Here is a 17725-nt window from a genome sequence, read left to right as displayed (position 1 = left end):
TATCCACGGCTTAAGGCTATCAACTAGTTAAGCTTATTCTTTTCCTGAATTCGATAATTCAAAATAACGGTAATCAGGGTCACCAAAGCCAAGCAGGCTACGATTAGGTAATCAACGCGTCCCCCGATCATCGTTCGGTTAATTAACGAACCGGTTGATTGATTCTGGAAATAAGCAACCAAGGATGCCAGCAGGCCGGTTCCCATCGAGCCGGCAAATTGCTGAACCATGTTAAATACCGAATTAACATCAGAACTATTTTCCTGCTTAACCAGCATTGAAGCATTTGAAATTGTACAGGAAAATGAAAGATTAAACCCAATTCGTAAAATCAAGAAAAAGATAGCGACGGTTAGCGCAGTCAGTCTAGATTGGAAAAGAATAAAGCATGATGCTCCAATAACCAGCAAAGCACTCCCAGTAATAACTGGTCTAGCATATCCTTGTTGATCAGCCCATCGACCGCCAAGTGGTGCGATAACTGCCCCGATTGCAGAGCCAGGAAGCAATACTAATCCGGCAACCATTGCAGACGAATGAAGAACATATTGCATGTAGACCGGAATAACCAGTGAAATTCCAATATTAATAAATTGAAGATTAAAGTACGTAATGGTTGAAAGGCGAATTGGAACTACCCGAAAAATTGAAAGATTCAATAATTGGGAATGTCCTGAATTATTAACGTAAATAAATAGCAAGGAGAAAATTATCCCTAAACATAAACTAAACCAGAATCGTCCCGTTAAACCGCCATTACCAATCAAGGATACTGAATACACAACCAGAACTAATGCCAAGCTTAATAAAAATAAACTCAAGTAACTAAAACGCTTAGGATTACCGATTGGCCGAGTATCAATAGTTAGTTGGCCAATAACTAAACTGATTAAGGCTAACGGTAAGATTAACCAAAAAATCATCCGCCAAGACATTATTTCTGAAACAATTCCACCGTATGTGGGTCCAATTGCGGGGGCAAACGAAATCACCATTCCTGCAAACCCAGTCATGATTCCCTTCCGATTAGCCGGAATTTCCGTAAAAATCAAATGAAAGAGAATTGGTGTCGACAACCCCGTAGCCATCGCCTGAATTAACCTTGCAACCAATAATACCGGAAAATTAGTTGCGCAGGCGCCAATTACATCCCCAATAACAAACATCCCAACAGCAACAAGTGCCAGTTTTTGTGCAGGAAATTGTCGTAAGAGGTATGCTGTTGTTCCCATAACAATTGTCACCATTAATAAATATCCGGTAGTAATCCACTGGATAACATCAAGGGAGACACCAAAGACCGTTACTAGTTCCGGATAAGTAACGTTCATTGCGGTTTCGTTTAAAATCCCGACGAAGGTTAATAATGCCATTGAAAAAATCGCCGCATAGGTATGGTTACCCTGTTTTATCTTCTCTATCATCTTTTCATCACCTCAATTTAGATCAAAAAAAGCCATGGCGATAAGCTCCGCCACAGCATCCCTTATTATTCTAACAGCCGATTATTCTTTTTCCAATGCCATTAACCACTCTTTCGTTCCTTGATCTAATTGAGGATCAATTGTTAATGGAAAAGGTTTGAATAAAGTTGCGATCTGCTGCCAGTTAATTTTATTTTCTTGGTAAACCGCTTGGAGAAGACGACTTTTTGTTACTTCTTGGATTCGCTTGCTGACTGGGTGATTTAAGAATGTCATCGCGGTCGCCTTAGTTGCTAATTCCTCTGCCACCATTTTAGTTAAATCTTCTTTAGTAAGCGTTCCTGAAACAAGGATTTGTTTTTTTAGCGGTACTCCCGGAAGTTCTCGACGGATAAACTGCTGAAGGACTTCCCATCCCGCAATAATCTGTCGATAGAATTGCCAGGGCACGCGACTATTTAATTTTTTCAGTAGACCTGGAATAGTGGAATTAAGATCTAGGTTCCGTCCTTGACAAGCATCTAGGATTTCAATCAGGAACCGTTGATTACTTTCTTGGATGTTTTTTTTCAATCTTTTCTTACTTGTTAAATTAAATCTTAAAATTACGTAGTCTACAAACTGTTCATCATCAATTACGTTCTGTTGAGAATGCCGTTTTACTCTAAATTGATTCAGTTGTTTCAGACGACTAGACTTGGCAAACTGCCCTTGCTTAGGCATTATAATTTCCCCTTCATATAATCAATTAAATATAAACAAAAAAGCCACCAACCAAACAGTTGGTGACTTTGGCAGTTGGGCTAGCTGGATTCGAACCAGCGCATGACGGTACCAAAAACCGTTGCCTTACCGCTTGGCTATAGCCCAATAATAAAAGTGGAGGAGGGTGGATTCGAACCGCCGAACCCGAAGGAACGGTTTTACAGACCGTCGCGTTTAGCCAGACTTCGCTACTCCTCCATAACAACGTGATAGTTAAGTAGTAACAATCAACGTTTATTATAATATCGAACTTCGCCTAAAATTGCAAGGACTTTTTTGAGAAAAAACAAAAAGAGCTTGTGGCAAAATTGCCATAAACTCTTTCATCTTCAACAATTGTAATTTATAAACGGTTTAATTTACACCATCCATCAAACTGTGAATCTTCTTAACAAAGAACATCAGAATGATACCAAAGACGATACTTACGATTCCGACAATCATGAAGTAAGGCACTTCGGTTGCAGATGAGTAATACTTAACGATTTGGGCGTTCACAGCTTGACCAGCTGAATCAGCCAAGAACCACATACTCATCATTTGAGACTTGAAGGCCTTTGGTGCAAGCTTAGTCGTTACTGATAAGCCAATTGGTGAGATTAACATTTCACCAATTTCAACAATAAACCATGAACCGACTAACCAGAATGGACTAACACGACCTGCTGTTCCGTACATCATTCCTGGGAAAGCCATCAAGATGTATGATAATCCGGCAAAGACAAGCCCTGCAGAGAACTTACCAGGTGCACTTGGTTGGCCTTTCCAGTGATCCCAAAGAGCAACGAATACTGGTGTCAGGATCATAATGAATAATGGGTTCAAAGTCTGGAAGTTAGCAGCGGCAAAGTGCCAGCTACCAATGTGAAGAACTGTCCGTTGTTCAGCAAATAATGCTAAAACAACTGAACCAGATTCTTCAATTGCCCAGAAGATTGCGGCTGCAATGAAAAGCGGAATATAGGCAATAACCCGTGACTTTTCAGGCTTAGTAACCTTCTTGGAATTTAACATCATAATGAAGTAGTAAATTGGCAGTGCAATTGCAATAAACGTAATGATGTTAATAATGTTCGTAATATTAAGCTGACCCATAGCGGCTAACAATCCAAGAACAACTAATAAGACTGCAACACCAACAAGTGTCCAGATAATAATTGGCCGTAAATCATCTTTTTCAATTGGGTCATTAGGATAAAGGCTATCCTTAGAAAGGTACTTCCGACCATCAAGGGTATATTGCAGTAATCCGAAGAACATTCCGATTGCGGCTAGTGAGAAACCAGCATGGAAGTTCATTTCATTGCCGAACAAATGGAAGCCAAAACCATTAGCAGCCCACGGAACAGCCCATGGAGCAACAGCAGCACCCAAGTTAATCCCGAAAACAAACATACTAAAACCAGAATCACGCCGTTCGTCATCCGGACTGTACAAGCCACCAACCATTTCAGAAACGTTGGGCTTTAATAAACCAGTACCAACAACAATCAAAGCAATTGAAACATACAATGCAGCAACGCCAGCTGGCAATGACAAGGCAATGTGCCCAAACATAATCAGCACACCACCAATGAAGACAGTCTTTCGAGAGCCCCATACACGGTCAGAAAGCCACCCACCAACAACACTTGATAGGTAAACTAATGAACCATAGATCGCCATAATTGAAGCCGCTGTGGCTTGGTCCATCCCCAGGCCACCCTTAGTTACGGCATAGTACATGTAGAATAGCAGGATGGCACGCATCCCGTAGTAACTAAACCGTTCCCACATTTCAGTGAAGAACAGCGTAGACAGCCCTCTTGGTTGACCAAAGAAAGCTGTATCTAAGTTTCTCTCTTTACTCATACAATTCCTCCAAATAATATCTTCAGGAGATAAAATAAGATGTGAAGGTTAATTAATTTTTAAAAACTTTCACATTAAAAATTCAGAATACAACTATTATAGGCGTCTAATCTGGAAGCGTCAATTCAAAAATAAGTTTTTGATGAGAATAAACCGCGATAGCAAGCCGTTTATAGTACAATTAATTAAATTTAAGAATAAGGTTATTAAGCGTTTTAGCATTATTTTGTTAATAATTTTAAGTTAGGCTCCATTTTACACCTAATTTTATAAAGTTCCTCTCATTTTCAATGTATAAAAAAACTGGAAAGAAAATTATTCTTTCCAGTTCACCTATGAACTCCGGCAGTCAGACTCGAACTGACGACAACCTGATTAACAGTCAGGTGCTCTACCAACTGAGCTATGCCGGAATAATATGTTATTGCTATCTCAACAACGAAATTTATTATACAGGAAAATATCGTAAGTAGCAAGCAGAGATTTCAATTTATCAATTAAATTTCTCGTAATGACGAATTATTTGCCGGTTAACAATCTATCGACTATAATACTTATGAAAAGTAAGGGAGTTTTAAAGAGGTTTTTAATATGGCTAATACACTTGTCCTTTATTTCTCCGCCACAGGAACCACAAAGAAAGTGGCAGAAAAAGTGGCTAAAAAACTTAATGCCGATATTGCTGAGATTCATCCAGAGAATCCATATACCGATGAAGACCTTAATTGGCATGATGAAACAACCCGTGCAACTGTTGAGCAAAAGCAAGAGCACGATGGTCGTGTTCCAATCAAAGATGACTTGCCATCACTTGATAATTATGACAATGTGATAATTGGTCACCCCATCTGGTGGGGAATTCCACCACGCTTAATCGCTACCACCATCGACAGACTTGATCTTAACGGCAAACACTTGGCAACCTTTGGAACATCAAGCAGTACCGGTTATGATCGAGCACAATCTAATATTGAACGAACCATTAAGGAAAATAACTATAATGTTGAATTGAATAAGGGTAACGTCCTCAATTCACAATCAGTAATTGATAGCTGGTTGAATTCACTATCCTTAGCTCGTTAACCATCATTACAGGATCCAATTTGCTAATTAGTAGCACTTTGGGTCCTTTTTTTAGTTACTATGATGTACTGGCCAGCCTCTTTATATCTAAACATACAAAAAAGCCTACACAATAAACTTTTACAGCTTACTCTGCAGACTTCTAATCGGCTTATTTAATGCTAACTAGAGGAGTCGAACCTCCGACCTTCTCTTTACGAGGGAGATGCTCTACCAGCTGAGCTAAGTTAGCATAACTAATCAACGAATACTATTGTATCATGCTAATTAGTTAGTGAAAACACTTAATTTAAATTAAACTATATTCTTCTCCTCAAAATCCAGCTTATTTGAATTGAAAAAGAAGAAATGCGACATCAATAACAATCCCCACTACACAATAACAATCCCCACTACAATATATAAGATACCGAAAGATTGATGATGCTTTGCAATATACTCGTCCTTATCTTTCTTGCCAAGTACTTGCCCATACAGGAGTTGATAATACTTGGTGTTTCCGCTATATATTTGCCATCCTAAATATATAAGCAATATCCCAATTCCTATCCCCAGTAAAAATGCAACTACCAACAAAATCACCTCATTTTGAAATCATCAATTACTAACTTTCAGCGTTTATGAAGTTTACATTGATATTGCTTATATCCATCATTTAAGTAATTAGCGCTATGACTTGGCTATACGGAGCTAATTTTTGTTTCAAAATAAATCGAGAAAATATTCTTCCCATATATTTTCATAAAACTTAATTGTTTCCTTAGCAGTCATGAATTGGTTATCAAACGTGCTGCTCGCCCCATGTTTCATTGATAGTTGATATCCAAGTCCATGTGCCATTTTAATAGTAGTATCTACACAGTATTCTGTTTGTGCACCACAAATTTCTAATTCTCGTACCTGAAGATTATTTAACGTTTCTTGTAATTTTGTCTTATAAAATGAATTGGGATGAGTCTTATTAATATAAAAATCATTCCTCTGATAATTTAACTCACTAATAAGCTTCCACTCGGTAGAGTCCTTTAATAGTAATGAATTTTCATGTTGAATAAAAACAACCGGTAATTCTTGAGCACGAAAAAAAGCTATTCGCTCGTTTATAAGCTTTATAAGAGATTTTAAATGGTGGATTATAGAATGAAGTTAGCCACCCAGTTGGTGGTAAATAAAAAACGCCATTCGGCGTGACATCAGGTATCATATTAAGTGAACCAAACCTATATGAAAGGATGTCCGTCAAATGACGCACTTAAATGATACCATGTCTACTAGTTTATTGACTACTCATAAAAAGAATGCTCATCTTACTAAAGAAGAACGTGTGATGATTGCGACTTTAAAGTCGCAAGGACTTTCCAATCGCGCAATTGGTCGCCAATTAGGAGTTAATCATCAAACAATTAATAACGAGCTCAACCGTGGTACGGTCCGCCAACTCCGTCGTCAAAAATCTAATGGTAAGATTTACGAATATTCTTACTACATCTATAGTTATGAAGCTGGTCAGGACATATATCTTGAACATCACCGCCATTCTGGTCGTCGTCGCTTATATTATTCTTCAAAGCAATTTTTACGATTAGCTGATCAGCTAATGCTTGGTGAGTTTGACGACCACCATTACTCCCCACAAGCGGTTATTTATAAGGCTCGAGATTTAATGAATGATGGCACCCTGATCCCAAAGTCGGTTGTAACTTTATATCAATGGATTAATGAGGGTGTGCTTCGTACGTCCAATTTAGACCTCTTTGAAAAACCTAAACGTAAGCATCATCGAACTCATCCGCGAGCTAAAAGGTGCTTAGGGCCTAATATTGCTCAACGACCTCAAACTGCGGACCAACGGTCCGAAATTGGCCATTGGGAACTGGATACAGTTCAGGGACAGAAAAACGGTAATGACAGTGTTGTACTAGTAATGACTGATCGCCTTTCACGAGTTAATATCACGAGTAAAATTGCTGGTAAAACTGCGCATGCAGTAAATCAGTTCTTTATAAATTTGCGCCAGAAAATGGGCACAGATGCTTACTATCGCATCTTTAAGACAATCACCTCTGACAACGGTTCAGAATTTAGTGAGTTAACACAAGTTCACGATCATGTTTTCTATGCTGATCCGTATTCCCCTTGGGAACGTGGATCCAATGAGATCAATAACCGGTTTCTCCGCAAGGAGATTACCAAAGGTGAAGCTATAAATAACTATAGTAGTGCTCAGATCATAGCGACTAATGATTGGATGAATCACTATCCACGAGCTATGTTTAATGGACATTCGTCAATGGATATCTATCGTAAGGCCTTCTACCAAGAGATATCACAGCTCCATCAACCAATAATCAATTGGTCAGTATTATTTATTTGAGTCCAGTGGCTAACTTATTCTTGAAATTTAGGAAGAGATTTTAAATTAAAAATATCTTTAGAATTATGGCAAACACCGTTTTGTAAATCAATTACTAATAATGCCTTGGTCATCAAATTTCTCCTTTAGATACAAAAAAAACACTGATTTTCATCAGTGCTTTTTACTAACTCCGGCAGTCAGACTCGAACTGACGACAACCTGATTAACAGTCAGGTGCTCTACCAACTGAGCTATGCCGGAATAACCGCGTGGCAACGTCCTATCCTCGCAGGGAGCGATCCCCCAACTACTTTTGGCGTGTTGAAGCTTAACTTCTGTGTTCGGCATGGGAACAGGTGTATCCTTCAAGCCATCATCACCACACTTACCCTTTGCGGGTTCGAGCTTGCGCTCTCAAAACTAAACAATATCGCTCTTCTTCCAAACCTTACCGCTTAACTTGGTTAAGTCCTCGACCGATTAGTAATGGTCCGCTTCATGCCTCACGGCACTTCCACTTCCATCCTATCTACCACATCATCTTTGTGGGGTCTTACTTCCCGAAGGAATGGGAAATCTCATCTCGAGGCGAGTTTCACACTTAGATGCTTTCAGCGTTTATCTCGTCCATACATAGCTACCCAGCGGTGCTCCTGGCGGAACAACTGGTACACCAGCGGTATGTCCATCCCGGTCCTCTCGTACTAAGGACAGGTCCTCTCAAATTTCCTCCGCCCGCGACGGATAGGGACCGAACTGTCTCACGACGTTCTGAACCCAGCTCGCGTACCGCTTTAATGGGCGAACAGCCCAACCCTTGGGACCGACTACAGCCCCAGGATGCGATGAGCCGACATCGAGGTGCCAAACCTCCCCGTCGATGTGGACTCTTGGGGGAGATAAGCCTGTTATCCCCAGGGTAGCTTTTATCCGTTGAGCGATGGCCCTTCCATACGGAACCACCGGATCACTAAGCCCGACTTTCGTCCCTGCTCGACCTGTCTGTCTCGCAGTCAAGCTCGCTTGTGCCTTTACACTCTGCGAATGATTTCCAACCATTCTGAGCGAACCTTTGGGCGCCTCCGTTACCTTTTAGGAGGCGACCGCCCCAGTCAAACTGCCCACCTGACACTGTCTCCCAGCACGTTCAGTGCTGCGGGTTAGAGTGGTCATAATGCAAGGGTAGTATCCCACCAACGCCTCCGTCGAAACTAGCGTTCCGACTTCTATGGCTCCTACCTATCCTGTACAAGCAGTACAAACACTCAATATCAAGCTACAGTAAAGCTCCATGGGGTCTTTCCGTCCTGTCGCGGGTACCCTGCATCTTCACAGGGATTTCAATTTCACCGAGTCTCTCGTTGAGACAGCGCCCAGATCGTTACGCCTTTCGTGCGGGTCGGAACTTACCCGACAAGGAATTTCGCTACCTTAGGACCGTTATAGTTACGGCCGCCGTTTACTGGGGCTTCAATTCAGAGCTTCGCCGAAGCTAACCCTTCCTTTTAACCTTCCAGCACCGGGCAGGCGTCAGCCCCTATACTTCATCTTACGATTTTGCAGAAACCTGTGTTTTTGATAAACAGTCGCCTGGGCCTATTCACTGCGGCTGGTCTTGCGACCAGCACCCCTTCTCCCGAAGTTACGGGGTCATTTTGCCGAGTTCCTTAACGAGAGTTCACTCGCTCACCTTAGGATTCTCTCCTCGACTACCTGTGTCGGTTTGCGGTACGGGCAGTTAACGTGCTCCTTAGAAGCTTTTCTCGGCAGTGTGACATCGGCAACTTCGCTACTGTAATTTCGCTCCCCATCACAGCTTGTCAACCCGGATGTAAGCATTTGACTCACATCCTGACTTACTGCTTGGCCCCACTCTTCCAATCGTGAGGTTTGCTTAGCCTCCTGCGTCCCTCCATCGTCAAACGCAGTTAACTGGTACAGGAATCTCAACCTGTTATCCATCGCCTACGCCTCTCGGCCTCGGCTTAGGTCCCGACTTACCCTGGGAGGACGAGCCTTCCCCAGGAAACCTTAGTCATTCGGTGGACAGGATTCTCACCTGTCTTTCGCTACTCATACCGGCATTCTCACTTCTAAGCGCTCCACCAGTCCTCACGGTCTAGCTTCACCGCCCTTAGAACGCTCTCCTATCACGTGCACGTAGTGCACATCCACAGTTTCGGTAATATGCTTAGCCCCGGTACATTTTCGGCGCAGAATCACTCGACTAGTGAGCTATTACGCACTCTTTAAATGGTGGCTGCTTCTGAGCCAACATCCTAGTTGTCTATGCAACTCCACATCCTTTTCCACTTAGCATATATTTAGGGACCTTAACTGGTGATCTGGGCTGTTCCCCTTTACACGGTGGATCTTATCACTCATCGTGTGACTCCTGGGCATAAATCAATGGCATTCGGAGTTTATCTGAAGTTGGTAACCCATGACGGGCCCCTTGTTCAAACAGTAGCTCTACCTCCACGATTCTAATTCCCAAGGCTCCCCCTAAAGAGATTTCGGAGAGAACCAGCTATCTCCAAGTTCGTTTGGAATTTCACCGCTACCCACACCTCATCCCAGCCATTTTCAACTGACACGGGTTCGGTCCTCCAGTGCGCTTTACCGCACCTTCAACCTGGACATGGGTAGGTCACCTGGTTTCGGGTCTACAACTACATACTTCATACGCCCATTTCAGACTCGCTTTCGCTGCGGCTCCGGTTTTTCCACCTTAACCTTGCATGCAATCGTAACTCGCCGGTTCATTCTGCAAGAGGCACGCCGTCACCCATTAATGGGCTCCGACAGCTTGTAGGCACATGGTTTCAGGAACTATTTCACTCCCCTTCCGGGGTGCTTTTCACCTTTCCCTCACGGTACTGGTTCACTATCGGTCACTAGGGAGTATTTAGCCTTGCGAGATGGTCCTCGCTGCTTCCGACGGGGTTTCACGTGTCCCGCCGTACTCAGGATCCTGAACTGAGAGAGTGCCGTTTCGTCTACTGGGCTTTCACCATCTCTGGCACAGCTTCCCAACTGTTTCGACTACGTCGCTCCTTGGTAACTCAAATGTTCAGTCCTACAACCCCAACGAGCAAGCTCGTTGGTTTGGGCTCTTCCCCGTTCGCTCGCCGCTACTGAGGGAATCGATTTTTCTTTCTCTTCCTGCAGCTACTGAGATGTTTCAGTTCACTGCGTCTACCGCTTGCTAGCTATAGATTCACTAGTCAAGCAACCAACGACTAAGTTGGTTGGGTTTCCCCATTCGGAAATCTCCGGATCAAAGCGTACTTACCGCTCCCCGAAGCATATCGGTGTTAGTCCCGTCCTTCATCGGCTCCTAGTACCAAGGCATTCACCATGCGCCCTTCATAACTTAACCTTGATAATCACTTCGTGATTATCCGATTAATTGAGTTAGCGATTATTTCTAAAAAACTCAAAATAACGCGGTGTTCTCGGTTTGTTTTATTAATTAATAAAGAAAATTGATATTATTTAGTTTTCAAAGTACAAGCTCGCTAACCTCGCGGTTAGCAATGGAGAATAACGGAATCGAACCGATGACCTCCTGCTTGCAAAGCAGGTGCTCTCCCAGCTGAGCTAATTCCCCATATATGGGCCTAAATGGACTTGAACCATCGACCTCACGCTTATCAGGCGTGCGCTCTAAACCAGCTGAGCTATAGGCCCAAATAAGCGTCATAATCTTGTTTTGAGAGTAAACCTCTCAAAACTAAACAAAGTTTCTTCGATGTGTAGGTTTCCGTTTTATTCCTTAGAAAGGAGGTGATCCAGCCGCAGGTTCTCCTACGGCTACCTTGTTACGACTTCACCCCAGTCATCTGCCCTGCCTTAGGCGGTTCCCTCCAAATGGTTAGGCCACCGACTTTGGGCATTGCAAACTTCCATGGTGTGACGGGCGGTGTGTACAAGGCCCGGGAACGTATTCACCGCGGCATGCTGATCCGCGATTACTAGCGATTCCGACTTCGTGTAGGCGAGTTGCAGCCTACAGTCCGAACTGAGAACGGCTTTAAGAGATTAGCTTACTCTCGCGAGTTCGCAACTCGTTGTACCGTCCATTGTAGCACGTGTGTAGCCCAGGTCATAAGGGGCATGATGATCTGACGTCGTCCCCACCTTCCTCCGGTTTGTCACCGGCAGTCTCACTAGAGTGCCCAACTGAATGCTGGCAACTAGTAACAAGGGTTGCGCTCGTTGCGGGACTTAACCCAACATCTCACGACACGAGCTGACGACGACCATGCACCACCTGTCATTGCGTCCCCGAAGGGAACGCCTAATCTCTTAGGTTAGCGCAAGATGTCAAGACCTGGTAAGGTTCTTCGCGTAGCTTCGAATTAAACCACATGCTCCACCGCTTGTGCGGGCCCCCGTCAATTCCTTTGAGTTTCAACCTTGCGGTCGTACTCCCCAGGCGGAGTGCTTAATGCGTTAGCTCCGGCACTGAAGGGCGGAAACCCTCCAACACCTAGCACTCATCGTTTACGGCATGGACTACCAGGGTATCTAATCCTGTTCGCTACCCATGCTTTCGAGCCTCAGCGTCAGTTGCAGACCAGACAGCCGCCTTCGCCACTGGTGTTCTTCCATATATCTACGCATTCCACCGCTACACATGGAGTTCCACTGTCCTCTTCTGCACTCAAGTCGCCCGGTTTCCGATGCCCTTCTTCGGTTAAGCCGAAGGCTTTCACATCAGACCTAAGCAACCGCCTGCGCTCGCTTTACGCCCAATAAATCCGGATAACGCTTGCCACCTACGTATTACCGCGGCTGCTGGCACGTAGTTAGCCGTGACTTTCTGGTTGGATACCGTCACTGCGTGAACAGTTACTCTCACGCACGTTCTTCTCCAACAACAGAGCTTTACGAGCCGAAACCCTTCTTCACTCACGCGGTGTTGCTCCATCAGGCTTGCGCCCATTGTGGAAGATTCCCTACTGCTGCCTCCCGTAGGAGTATGGACCGTGTCTCAGTTCCATTGTGGCCGATCAGTCTCTCAACTCGGCTATGCATCATTGCCTTGGTAAGCCGTTACCTTACCAACTAGCTAATGCACCGCGGGCCCATCCTGAAGTGATAGCCGAAACCATCTTTGAAACGAAAACCATGTGGTTTTCGTTGTTATGCGGTATTAGCACCTGTTTCCAGATGTTATCCCCCGCTTCAGGGCAGGTTGCCCACGTGTTACTCACCCGTCCGCCGCTCACTGGTAATCCAACGTCAATTCAGTGCAAGCACGTCATATCAGTTGGGCCAGTGCGCTCGACTTGCATGTATTAGGCACACCGCCGGCGTTCATCCTGAGCCAGGATCAAACTCTCATATAAAATATAAGAACTTGAATAGCTCTAATTCAAATTAATTAAGCGAATTGACTTCGCAAATGTTTTGCTTCAAATCGTAATGATTGAAGACCCTACACATTTGATTCGTCGAAACTTTGTTCAGTTTTCAAAGGTCTACCTTAGTCAGCGATAAGCGCTGACTAACAAATTTATTATATCAAACGCTGTGTAAACTGTCAAGACCTAATTTTAATATTTCAACTAGCTATTAACAACTTTTTTAACAAGCAGCTTTAATAATATATCATGCTGTCTTTTCCAAGTCAACAACTAATTTCAATCAACAATTGAAAGAAATCATTGCCTCACAGACAACGTTAATTACTATACAAGCTCATCATTAATAAGTCAACGCCTATTCTAAAAAAAATAAATGAATTTTCTATAAACGAATTTTACGTTTTCTTATCTCATTATTGTTCATGATATTTGCTGTTTGGACATTAAGAATAACGATAAATTGGTTTAAAGTTCGACCTGTTATCAGCAACATTTACACTTACGCATGTAATTAAAATTGTTTTCACCATATTCACCGCAAAAATTTATCACTGACTGATCGCAATTTTCACTTTTTTGTCCGTTCCTAGTAATTCTAAAACTCATCACAAGGCAACCATCCCTTAGAGCTTTAATCACCATTAGTAATCCAATTAGCTGACTTTCTACTTACCGTTTATATTTCTAAAACTGATTACTCTACAGAAATCTAATATAAAAAGACTCCGCATTCTTTTTCAAGACATTGCGAAGTTACTATGAGATTCTATTATCGTTGTTCTTCCGGTACCCCCGAATAAATTCGGTCAACCACTTTATCAATTGGATCAATCTGATGAATGAAAGAAATGCCAAGACCAAACGAAGCATACCCCTTATTAAGATCACCGTCGATCATTCCATCGTGCATTCGGCGATAAGCATTGGCAGCGCGCCATACTTCTTTTTTGCTTTTGCCTTCGTCAGTTAATTGAACCAGTCGATTAGGTAATTCTCCCGGAAGAGAGCGATAGTATTTCGGTTCAGCACTGAACAGGACTTCATCATATGCATCGGTTTCTATGACAGCTTGCTTGATATTATCGGCCATTGGTGATTCTTCCACTAAGTAAATGAGTAAAATGATGCCACGACTATTCTAACTCTTGCTGTCTCTTACTTACAAAGCGCACCAGTATTAACCAGGCAGGTAGCGCAAAAAATATATGATCTAGTGAAATAGCCAAAAGGAGCCACACCCTTCTTAATCTTCAAGAGGATGTGGCTCCTTATACGTTACTTCTTCTTGTTCTTCTTGTTCTTTTTCTTCTTACCGTTCTGTTCTTCCTTTTCTGGACGCATTGTTGGGAAGAGGATAACATCACGAATAGACTTAGCGTCTGTTAACAGCATTACTAACCGGTCAATACCGATTCCGAGACCACCTGTTGGCGGCATCCCGTATTCAAGGGCTTCAACGTAATCTAAGTCCACTGGTTCTGCTTCATCATTACCGTTAGCCTTTTCCTTAGCTTGCATCTCGAAACGTTCCTTTTGATCAATTGGATCGTTTAATTCACTAAAGGCATTCGCTAATTCACTACCATCAACGTACAATTCAAACCGATCAGTCATTGCTGGATTTTCCTTGTTCCGCTTAGCTAGTGGTGAAACTTCAACTGGGTATTCATAAACAAACGTTGGTTGGATCAGGGTATCTTCAACAAATTCTTCAAAGAAGGCATTTAAAATATGACCCTTTGTCCAGTATGGCTTATATTCAACTTTATGCTCATCAGCCAGCTTCTTGGCATCATCATCAGTCATTGATTCATCACTAAAGTCAATCCCAGTCTTTTCCTTAACTGCGTCAACCATTGTGATTCGCTTAAAGTCACCACCAAGATCGATCTCATGTCCTTGGTAAGTAACCTTACCATCATCAGAAACAACCTTAGCTGCTGCCTTTACAATCCCTTCAGTTTCATCCATTACATCACGGAAATCAAAGTAGGCAGCATAGGTTTCCATTGTAGTGAATTCAGGGTTATGGTGTGGATCCATCCCTTCATTCCGGAAAATCCGACCAAGTTCATAAACCCGTTCAAAGCCACCAACAATCAACCGCTTCAGGTAAAGCTCAGTTGCGATCCGCAGGTACATATCAATATCCAAAGCATTGTGGTGGGTAATAAATGGACGGGCATTGGCGCCCCCAGCTTGGGTATTCAAAATTGGCGTCTCAACTTCAGTAAAGCCGTGTTCATCCATGTAGCGACGCACTGCCTTAATGATCGCTGTCCGTTGGTGGAAACGCTTGAAGCTTTCAGGATTAGAAATAAGGTCAAGGTAACGTTGACGATAAATTGTTTCAGGATCAGTAACTCCTTCCCACTTATTTGGAAGTGGACGAAGAGCCTTGGATAAGAACGTAATCTTGTGAGCCCGAACGGTTAATTCTCCCGTATCGGTCTTAATGACATCCCCTTCAATCCCAAGGAAGTCACCAATATCAGCACGTTTAAAGATATGGTATGGTTCATCCCCAACCATGTCTTTCCGCGCATACACTTGAATCTTACCTGTCCGATCAACAAAATCAGCAAAGCCAGCTTTACCACTACTCCGCTTCCGAGTCATCCGACCAGCGATAATAACCATTTGGCCCTTTTCACTTAGTTCTTCCTTATCAAATTGATCGTACTTATCGTGCAGGTCTTGAGCAAGGTGATCCCGCTTAAAGCGACGACCGAATGGTTCAATTCCCGCCTCTTTAAGTTCTTCCATCTTTTCGCGACGAACGCGCATTTGATCTAATTCTTGTGACACTTATTTTCTCCTCCTCTTGATTAAGCGTGCTTCCGTTGCTCTTTCTTCAATTCACGCTCAGCTGTTTGTTCAGCAAATCGATCAAAAATATCATTCATTTCCTGGCGAGTCTCTGCTTCAACCAATGAAGCCTTGGTCCGAGCAGAACGGGGAATCCCCTTAAGATAGTACGTAGAAAGGCCTCGAAATTCCCGAACACCAACATACTCACCCTTGAGATCGATTAACCGGTTAAGGTGTTCCTTAGCCATCTTAATTTTTTGTTCAGGGGTTGCCTCCGGAAGAAGCTCGCTAGTTTCCAAATAGTGTTCTGTCCGCTTTAGCATCCAAGGATTACCAAGGGCAGCCCGACCAATCATTACTGCAGTAGCGCCGGTTTCATCTAAGATTCGCTTAGCATCCTCTGGAGTTCGGACATCACCATTAGCCATAAATGGAATTGATAAATGATCTGCTACTTCTTTTAGTATATTCCAATCAGCGTGTCCCGTATACATCTGTTTTCGGGTCCGACCATGCATCGCCAAAGCTGCAGCACCTGCCCGTTCAGCTGCCAGAGCATTCTCAACCGCATAGATATGTTTATCATCCCAGCCAGTCCGCATCTTAACCGTAACTGGTTTTTTCACTGCATCGGTAACATACGATACCATTTCGTAAACCTTATTTGGATCAAGAAGCCAGCGGGCACCGGCATCCGTTTTAACAACTTTATTAACTGGGCATCCCATATTAATATCAATCACATCGGCTGCCGTATGTTCATCAACGTACTTTGCTGCCTGAACTAAAGTTTCCTTAGTTCCGCCAAAGATCTGAATCCCCATCGGGTGCTCGCTTGGATCGACATCCATCATGTTCAATGTCTTTTTATTGTGGTACATAATCCCCCGATCAGAGATCATCTCACAGACCACATATCCCGCACCAAATTCCTTACAGATTACCCGAAATGCTGAGTTGGTAACTCCAGCCATTGGGGCAACTACAACTTGGTTAGGAATTTCGACATTTCCAATATGCCACTTCATTTTTTCACCTCATTACAAAATTAATATGAACTGCACTGGCTAATTCTTCGTTCAATAACCAAATTATGATAGCACATCATTGATTTTTCACCAAATAAATTGGATTATTTGGATTCTTCTTGATCCATTTTGTCATAAATATCCTTCAGCTCTTGTTCGCTAAATTCGTACTTCTTACCACAGAATTGGCAAACTGCCTCGGCATGGTGATCTTCATTAATCATCTTTTCCAAGTCTTTTTTAGCGATGCTTGCCAAGGCATGAGCAAAGCATTCCTTACTGCAATCACAGCGATATGAAACTGGCATCCGGTCTAAGATTTTCAGTTGATCACCAAAGATTCGTTTCAAGATATCTTCAGGAGTATCGCCGTCACGAAGCATTTCTGACACTAGTGGTAAGTCCTTCAATTTCTTTTCTAGCTTGCTAATCTCTTCATCACTTGCTCCAGGAAGGACTTGGATCATAAAGCCACCAGCAACTTCAATTGACTCATCAGGATTAACAAAGACGGAAAGACCAACCGCTGACGGAATTTGTTCTGATTGAGCAAGGTAGTATGTAAAGTCATCCCCTAATTCTCCAGAAACTAAATTAACTTGTCCGGTATATGGGGTCTTATCTCCAGGCGCCATTTTGGTAACGGATAATGTCCCGTGTTTACCAACTGCTCCAGAAACATCGATCTTTCCTTTTTCATTGGCTGGCAAGCTAACGTGGTTATTCCCCATGTAGCCCTTAACTGTTCCTTGTGCCGTCCCATCAGCAACAATAAAGCCAACTGGACCATCACCCTGAATTTTAACGGTCATTCCTGCTTCCCCTTGGAGACTAGCAGTTGCCAAAAGGAGAGTTCCAATTAGTGTTCGACCTAAAGCAGCTGAAGAAGCACTCCAGGTATCATGAATTTCATGTGCCTTTTCAACTAATTGGCTGGCATTAACCGCATAGGCACGAAACTTGCCATCCTTGCTGATACTTTTTACTAAATAGTCTGTTGATTTCATTTTTATCATCCTTTCACGTAAAAAA

General features: G+C 42.9%; 11 protein-coding genes, 7 tRNA genes and 3 rRNA genes. 2 read left to right on the top strand and 19 right to left on the bottom strand.

The window, feature by feature from the left end:
- Positions 1–23: 23 nt before the first annotated feature.
- The 6 genes from N4627_RS01355 to N4627_RS01330 form a co-directional block, all read right to left on the bottom strand.
- Entirely contained in the window at positions 24–1424 is a 1401-nt protein-coding gene (locus N4627_RS01355; RefSeq protein WP_260964851.1) for an MFS transporter, read from the bottom strand.
- An 81-nt stretch (positions 1425–1505) separates the two neighbouring features.
- A complete protein-coding gene (locus N4627_RS01350; RefSeq protein ID WP_260964850.1) occupies positions 1506–2147 on the bottom strand; it encodes a hypothetical protein in 642 nt (213 codons plus the stop codon).
- A 75-nt stretch (positions 2148–2222) separates the two neighbouring features.
- A tRNA-Gln gene (locus tag N4627_RS01345) sits at positions 2223–2294 on the bottom strand.
- Between the two features lie 10 nt (positions 2295–2304).
- A tRNA-Tyr gene (locus N4627_RS01340) sits at positions 2305–2387 on the bottom strand.
- Between the two features lie 156 nt (positions 2388–2543).
- Positions 2544–4040 (bottom strand): peptide MFS transporter, encoded by a 1497-nt coding sequence (locus tag N4627_RS01335; protein ID WP_098044933.1) that lies wholly within the window; start codon positions 4038–4040, stop codon positions 2544–2546.
- A gap of 340 nt (positions 4041–4380) precedes the next feature.
- A tRNA-Asn gene (locus N4627_RS01330) sits at positions 4381–4453 on the bottom strand.
- 178 nt (positions 4454–4631) lie between these two features.
- Between N4627_RS01330 and N4627_RS01325 the strand changes: the two genes are divergently transcribed.
- Positions 4632–5123 (top strand): flavodoxin, encoded by a 492-nt coding sequence (locus N4627_RS01325; protein WP_098044934.1) that lies wholly within the window; start codon positions 4632–4634, stop codon positions 5121–5123.
- A 159-nt stretch (positions 5124–5282) separates the two neighbouring features.
- Here N4627_RS01325 and N4627_RS01320 read toward each other — a convergent pair.
- The 3 genes from N4627_RS01320 to N4627_RS01310 form a co-directional block, all read right to left on the bottom strand.
- Positions 5283–5355, bottom strand: a tRNA-Thr gene (locus N4627_RS01320).
- Positions 5356–5495: 140 nt separating this feature from the next.
- Positions 5496–5696, bottom strand: coding sequence for a hypothetical protein (locus N4627_RS01315; protein WP_098044935.1), 201 nt, complete (start codon positions 5694–5696; stop codon positions 5496–5498).
- Positions 5697–5825: 129 nt separating this feature from the next.
- Positions 5826–6215, bottom strand: coding sequence for an isochorismatase family protein (locus N4627_RS01310; RefSeq protein ID WP_260965068.1), 390 nt, complete (start codon positions 6213–6215; stop codon positions 5826–5828).
- A 151-nt stretch (positions 6216–6366) separates the two neighbouring features.
- On the opposite strand from N4627_RS01310, the gene N4627_RS01305 reads away from it, so the two are divergent.
- The gene (locus N4627_RS01305; RefSeq protein ID WP_260964849.1) at positions 6367–7497 is read left to right on the top strand and encodes an IS30 family transposase; all 1131 of its coding nucleotides are present in this window, start codon (positions 6367–6369) and stop codon (positions 7495–7497) included.
- 170 nt (positions 7498–7667) lie between these two features.
- Here the strand turns inward: N4627_RS01305 and N4627_RS01300 are convergent.
- The 10 genes from N4627_RS01300 to hslO all read right to left on the bottom strand — a co-directional run bounded on the left by N4627_RS01300 (position 7668) and on the right by hslO (position 17700).
- A tRNA-Asn gene (locus N4627_RS01300) sits at positions 7668–7740 on the bottom strand.
- Between the two features lie 6 nt (positions 7741–7746).
- A 5S ribosomal RNA gene (gene rrf / locus N4627_RS01295) occupies positions 7747–7863 on the bottom strand.
- Positions 7864–7939: 76 nt separating this feature from the next.
- Positions 7940–10861 (bottom strand): 23S ribosomal RNA (locus N4627_RS01290).
- Positions 10862–11019: 158 nt separating this feature from the next.
- Positions 11020–11092 (bottom strand) — tRNA-Ala (locus N4627_RS01285).
- A 5-nt stretch (positions 11093–11097) separates the two neighbouring features.
- A tRNA-Ile gene (locus tag N4627_RS01280) sits at positions 11098–11172 on the bottom strand.
- An 89-nt stretch (positions 11173–11261) separates the two neighbouring features.
- A 16S ribosomal RNA gene (locus tag N4627_RS01275) occupies positions 11262–12836 on the bottom strand.
- Together the 16S, 23S and 5S rRNA genes with 3 tRNA genes alongside form the textbook arrangement of a ribosomal RNA operon.
- Positions 12837–13623: 787 nt before the next feature.
- Entirely contained in the window at positions 13624–13944 is a 321-nt protein-coding gene (locus tag N4627_RS01270) for a hypothetical protein (protein ID WP_003717859.1), read from the bottom strand.
- A 185-nt stretch (positions 13945–14129) separates the two neighbouring features.
- On the bottom strand, positions 14130–15662 hold the full coding sequence (gene lysS / locus N4627_RS01265; protein ID WP_260964848.1) for a lysine--tRNA ligase: 1533 nt from the start codon (positions 15660–15662) through the stop codon (positions 14130–14132).
- 20 nt (positions 15663–15682) lie between these two features.
- Entirely contained in the window at positions 15683–16693 is a 1011-nt protein-coding gene (dusB, locus tag N4627_RS01260) for a tRNA dihydrouridine synthase DusB (RefSeq protein WP_098044783.1), read from the bottom strand.
- Positions 16694–16797: 104 nt separating this feature from the next.
- Complete coding sequence (gene hslO, locus N4627_RS01255; protein WP_260964847.1) at positions 16798–17700, bottom strand: Hsp33 family molecular chaperone HslO; 903 nt, start codon at positions 17698–17700, stop codon at positions 16798–16800.
- Positions 17701–17725 lie beyond the last annotated feature (25 nt).

This window comes from Limosilactobacillus vaginalis, assembly GCF_025311515.1.
GTDB lineage: Bacteria > Bacillota > Bacilli > Lactobacillales > Lactobacillaceae > Limosilactobacillus > Limosilactobacillus vaginalis.
Note: the sequence above shows the minus strand (reverse complement) of the source record. Positions and strands in the feature narration are given on the sequence as shown.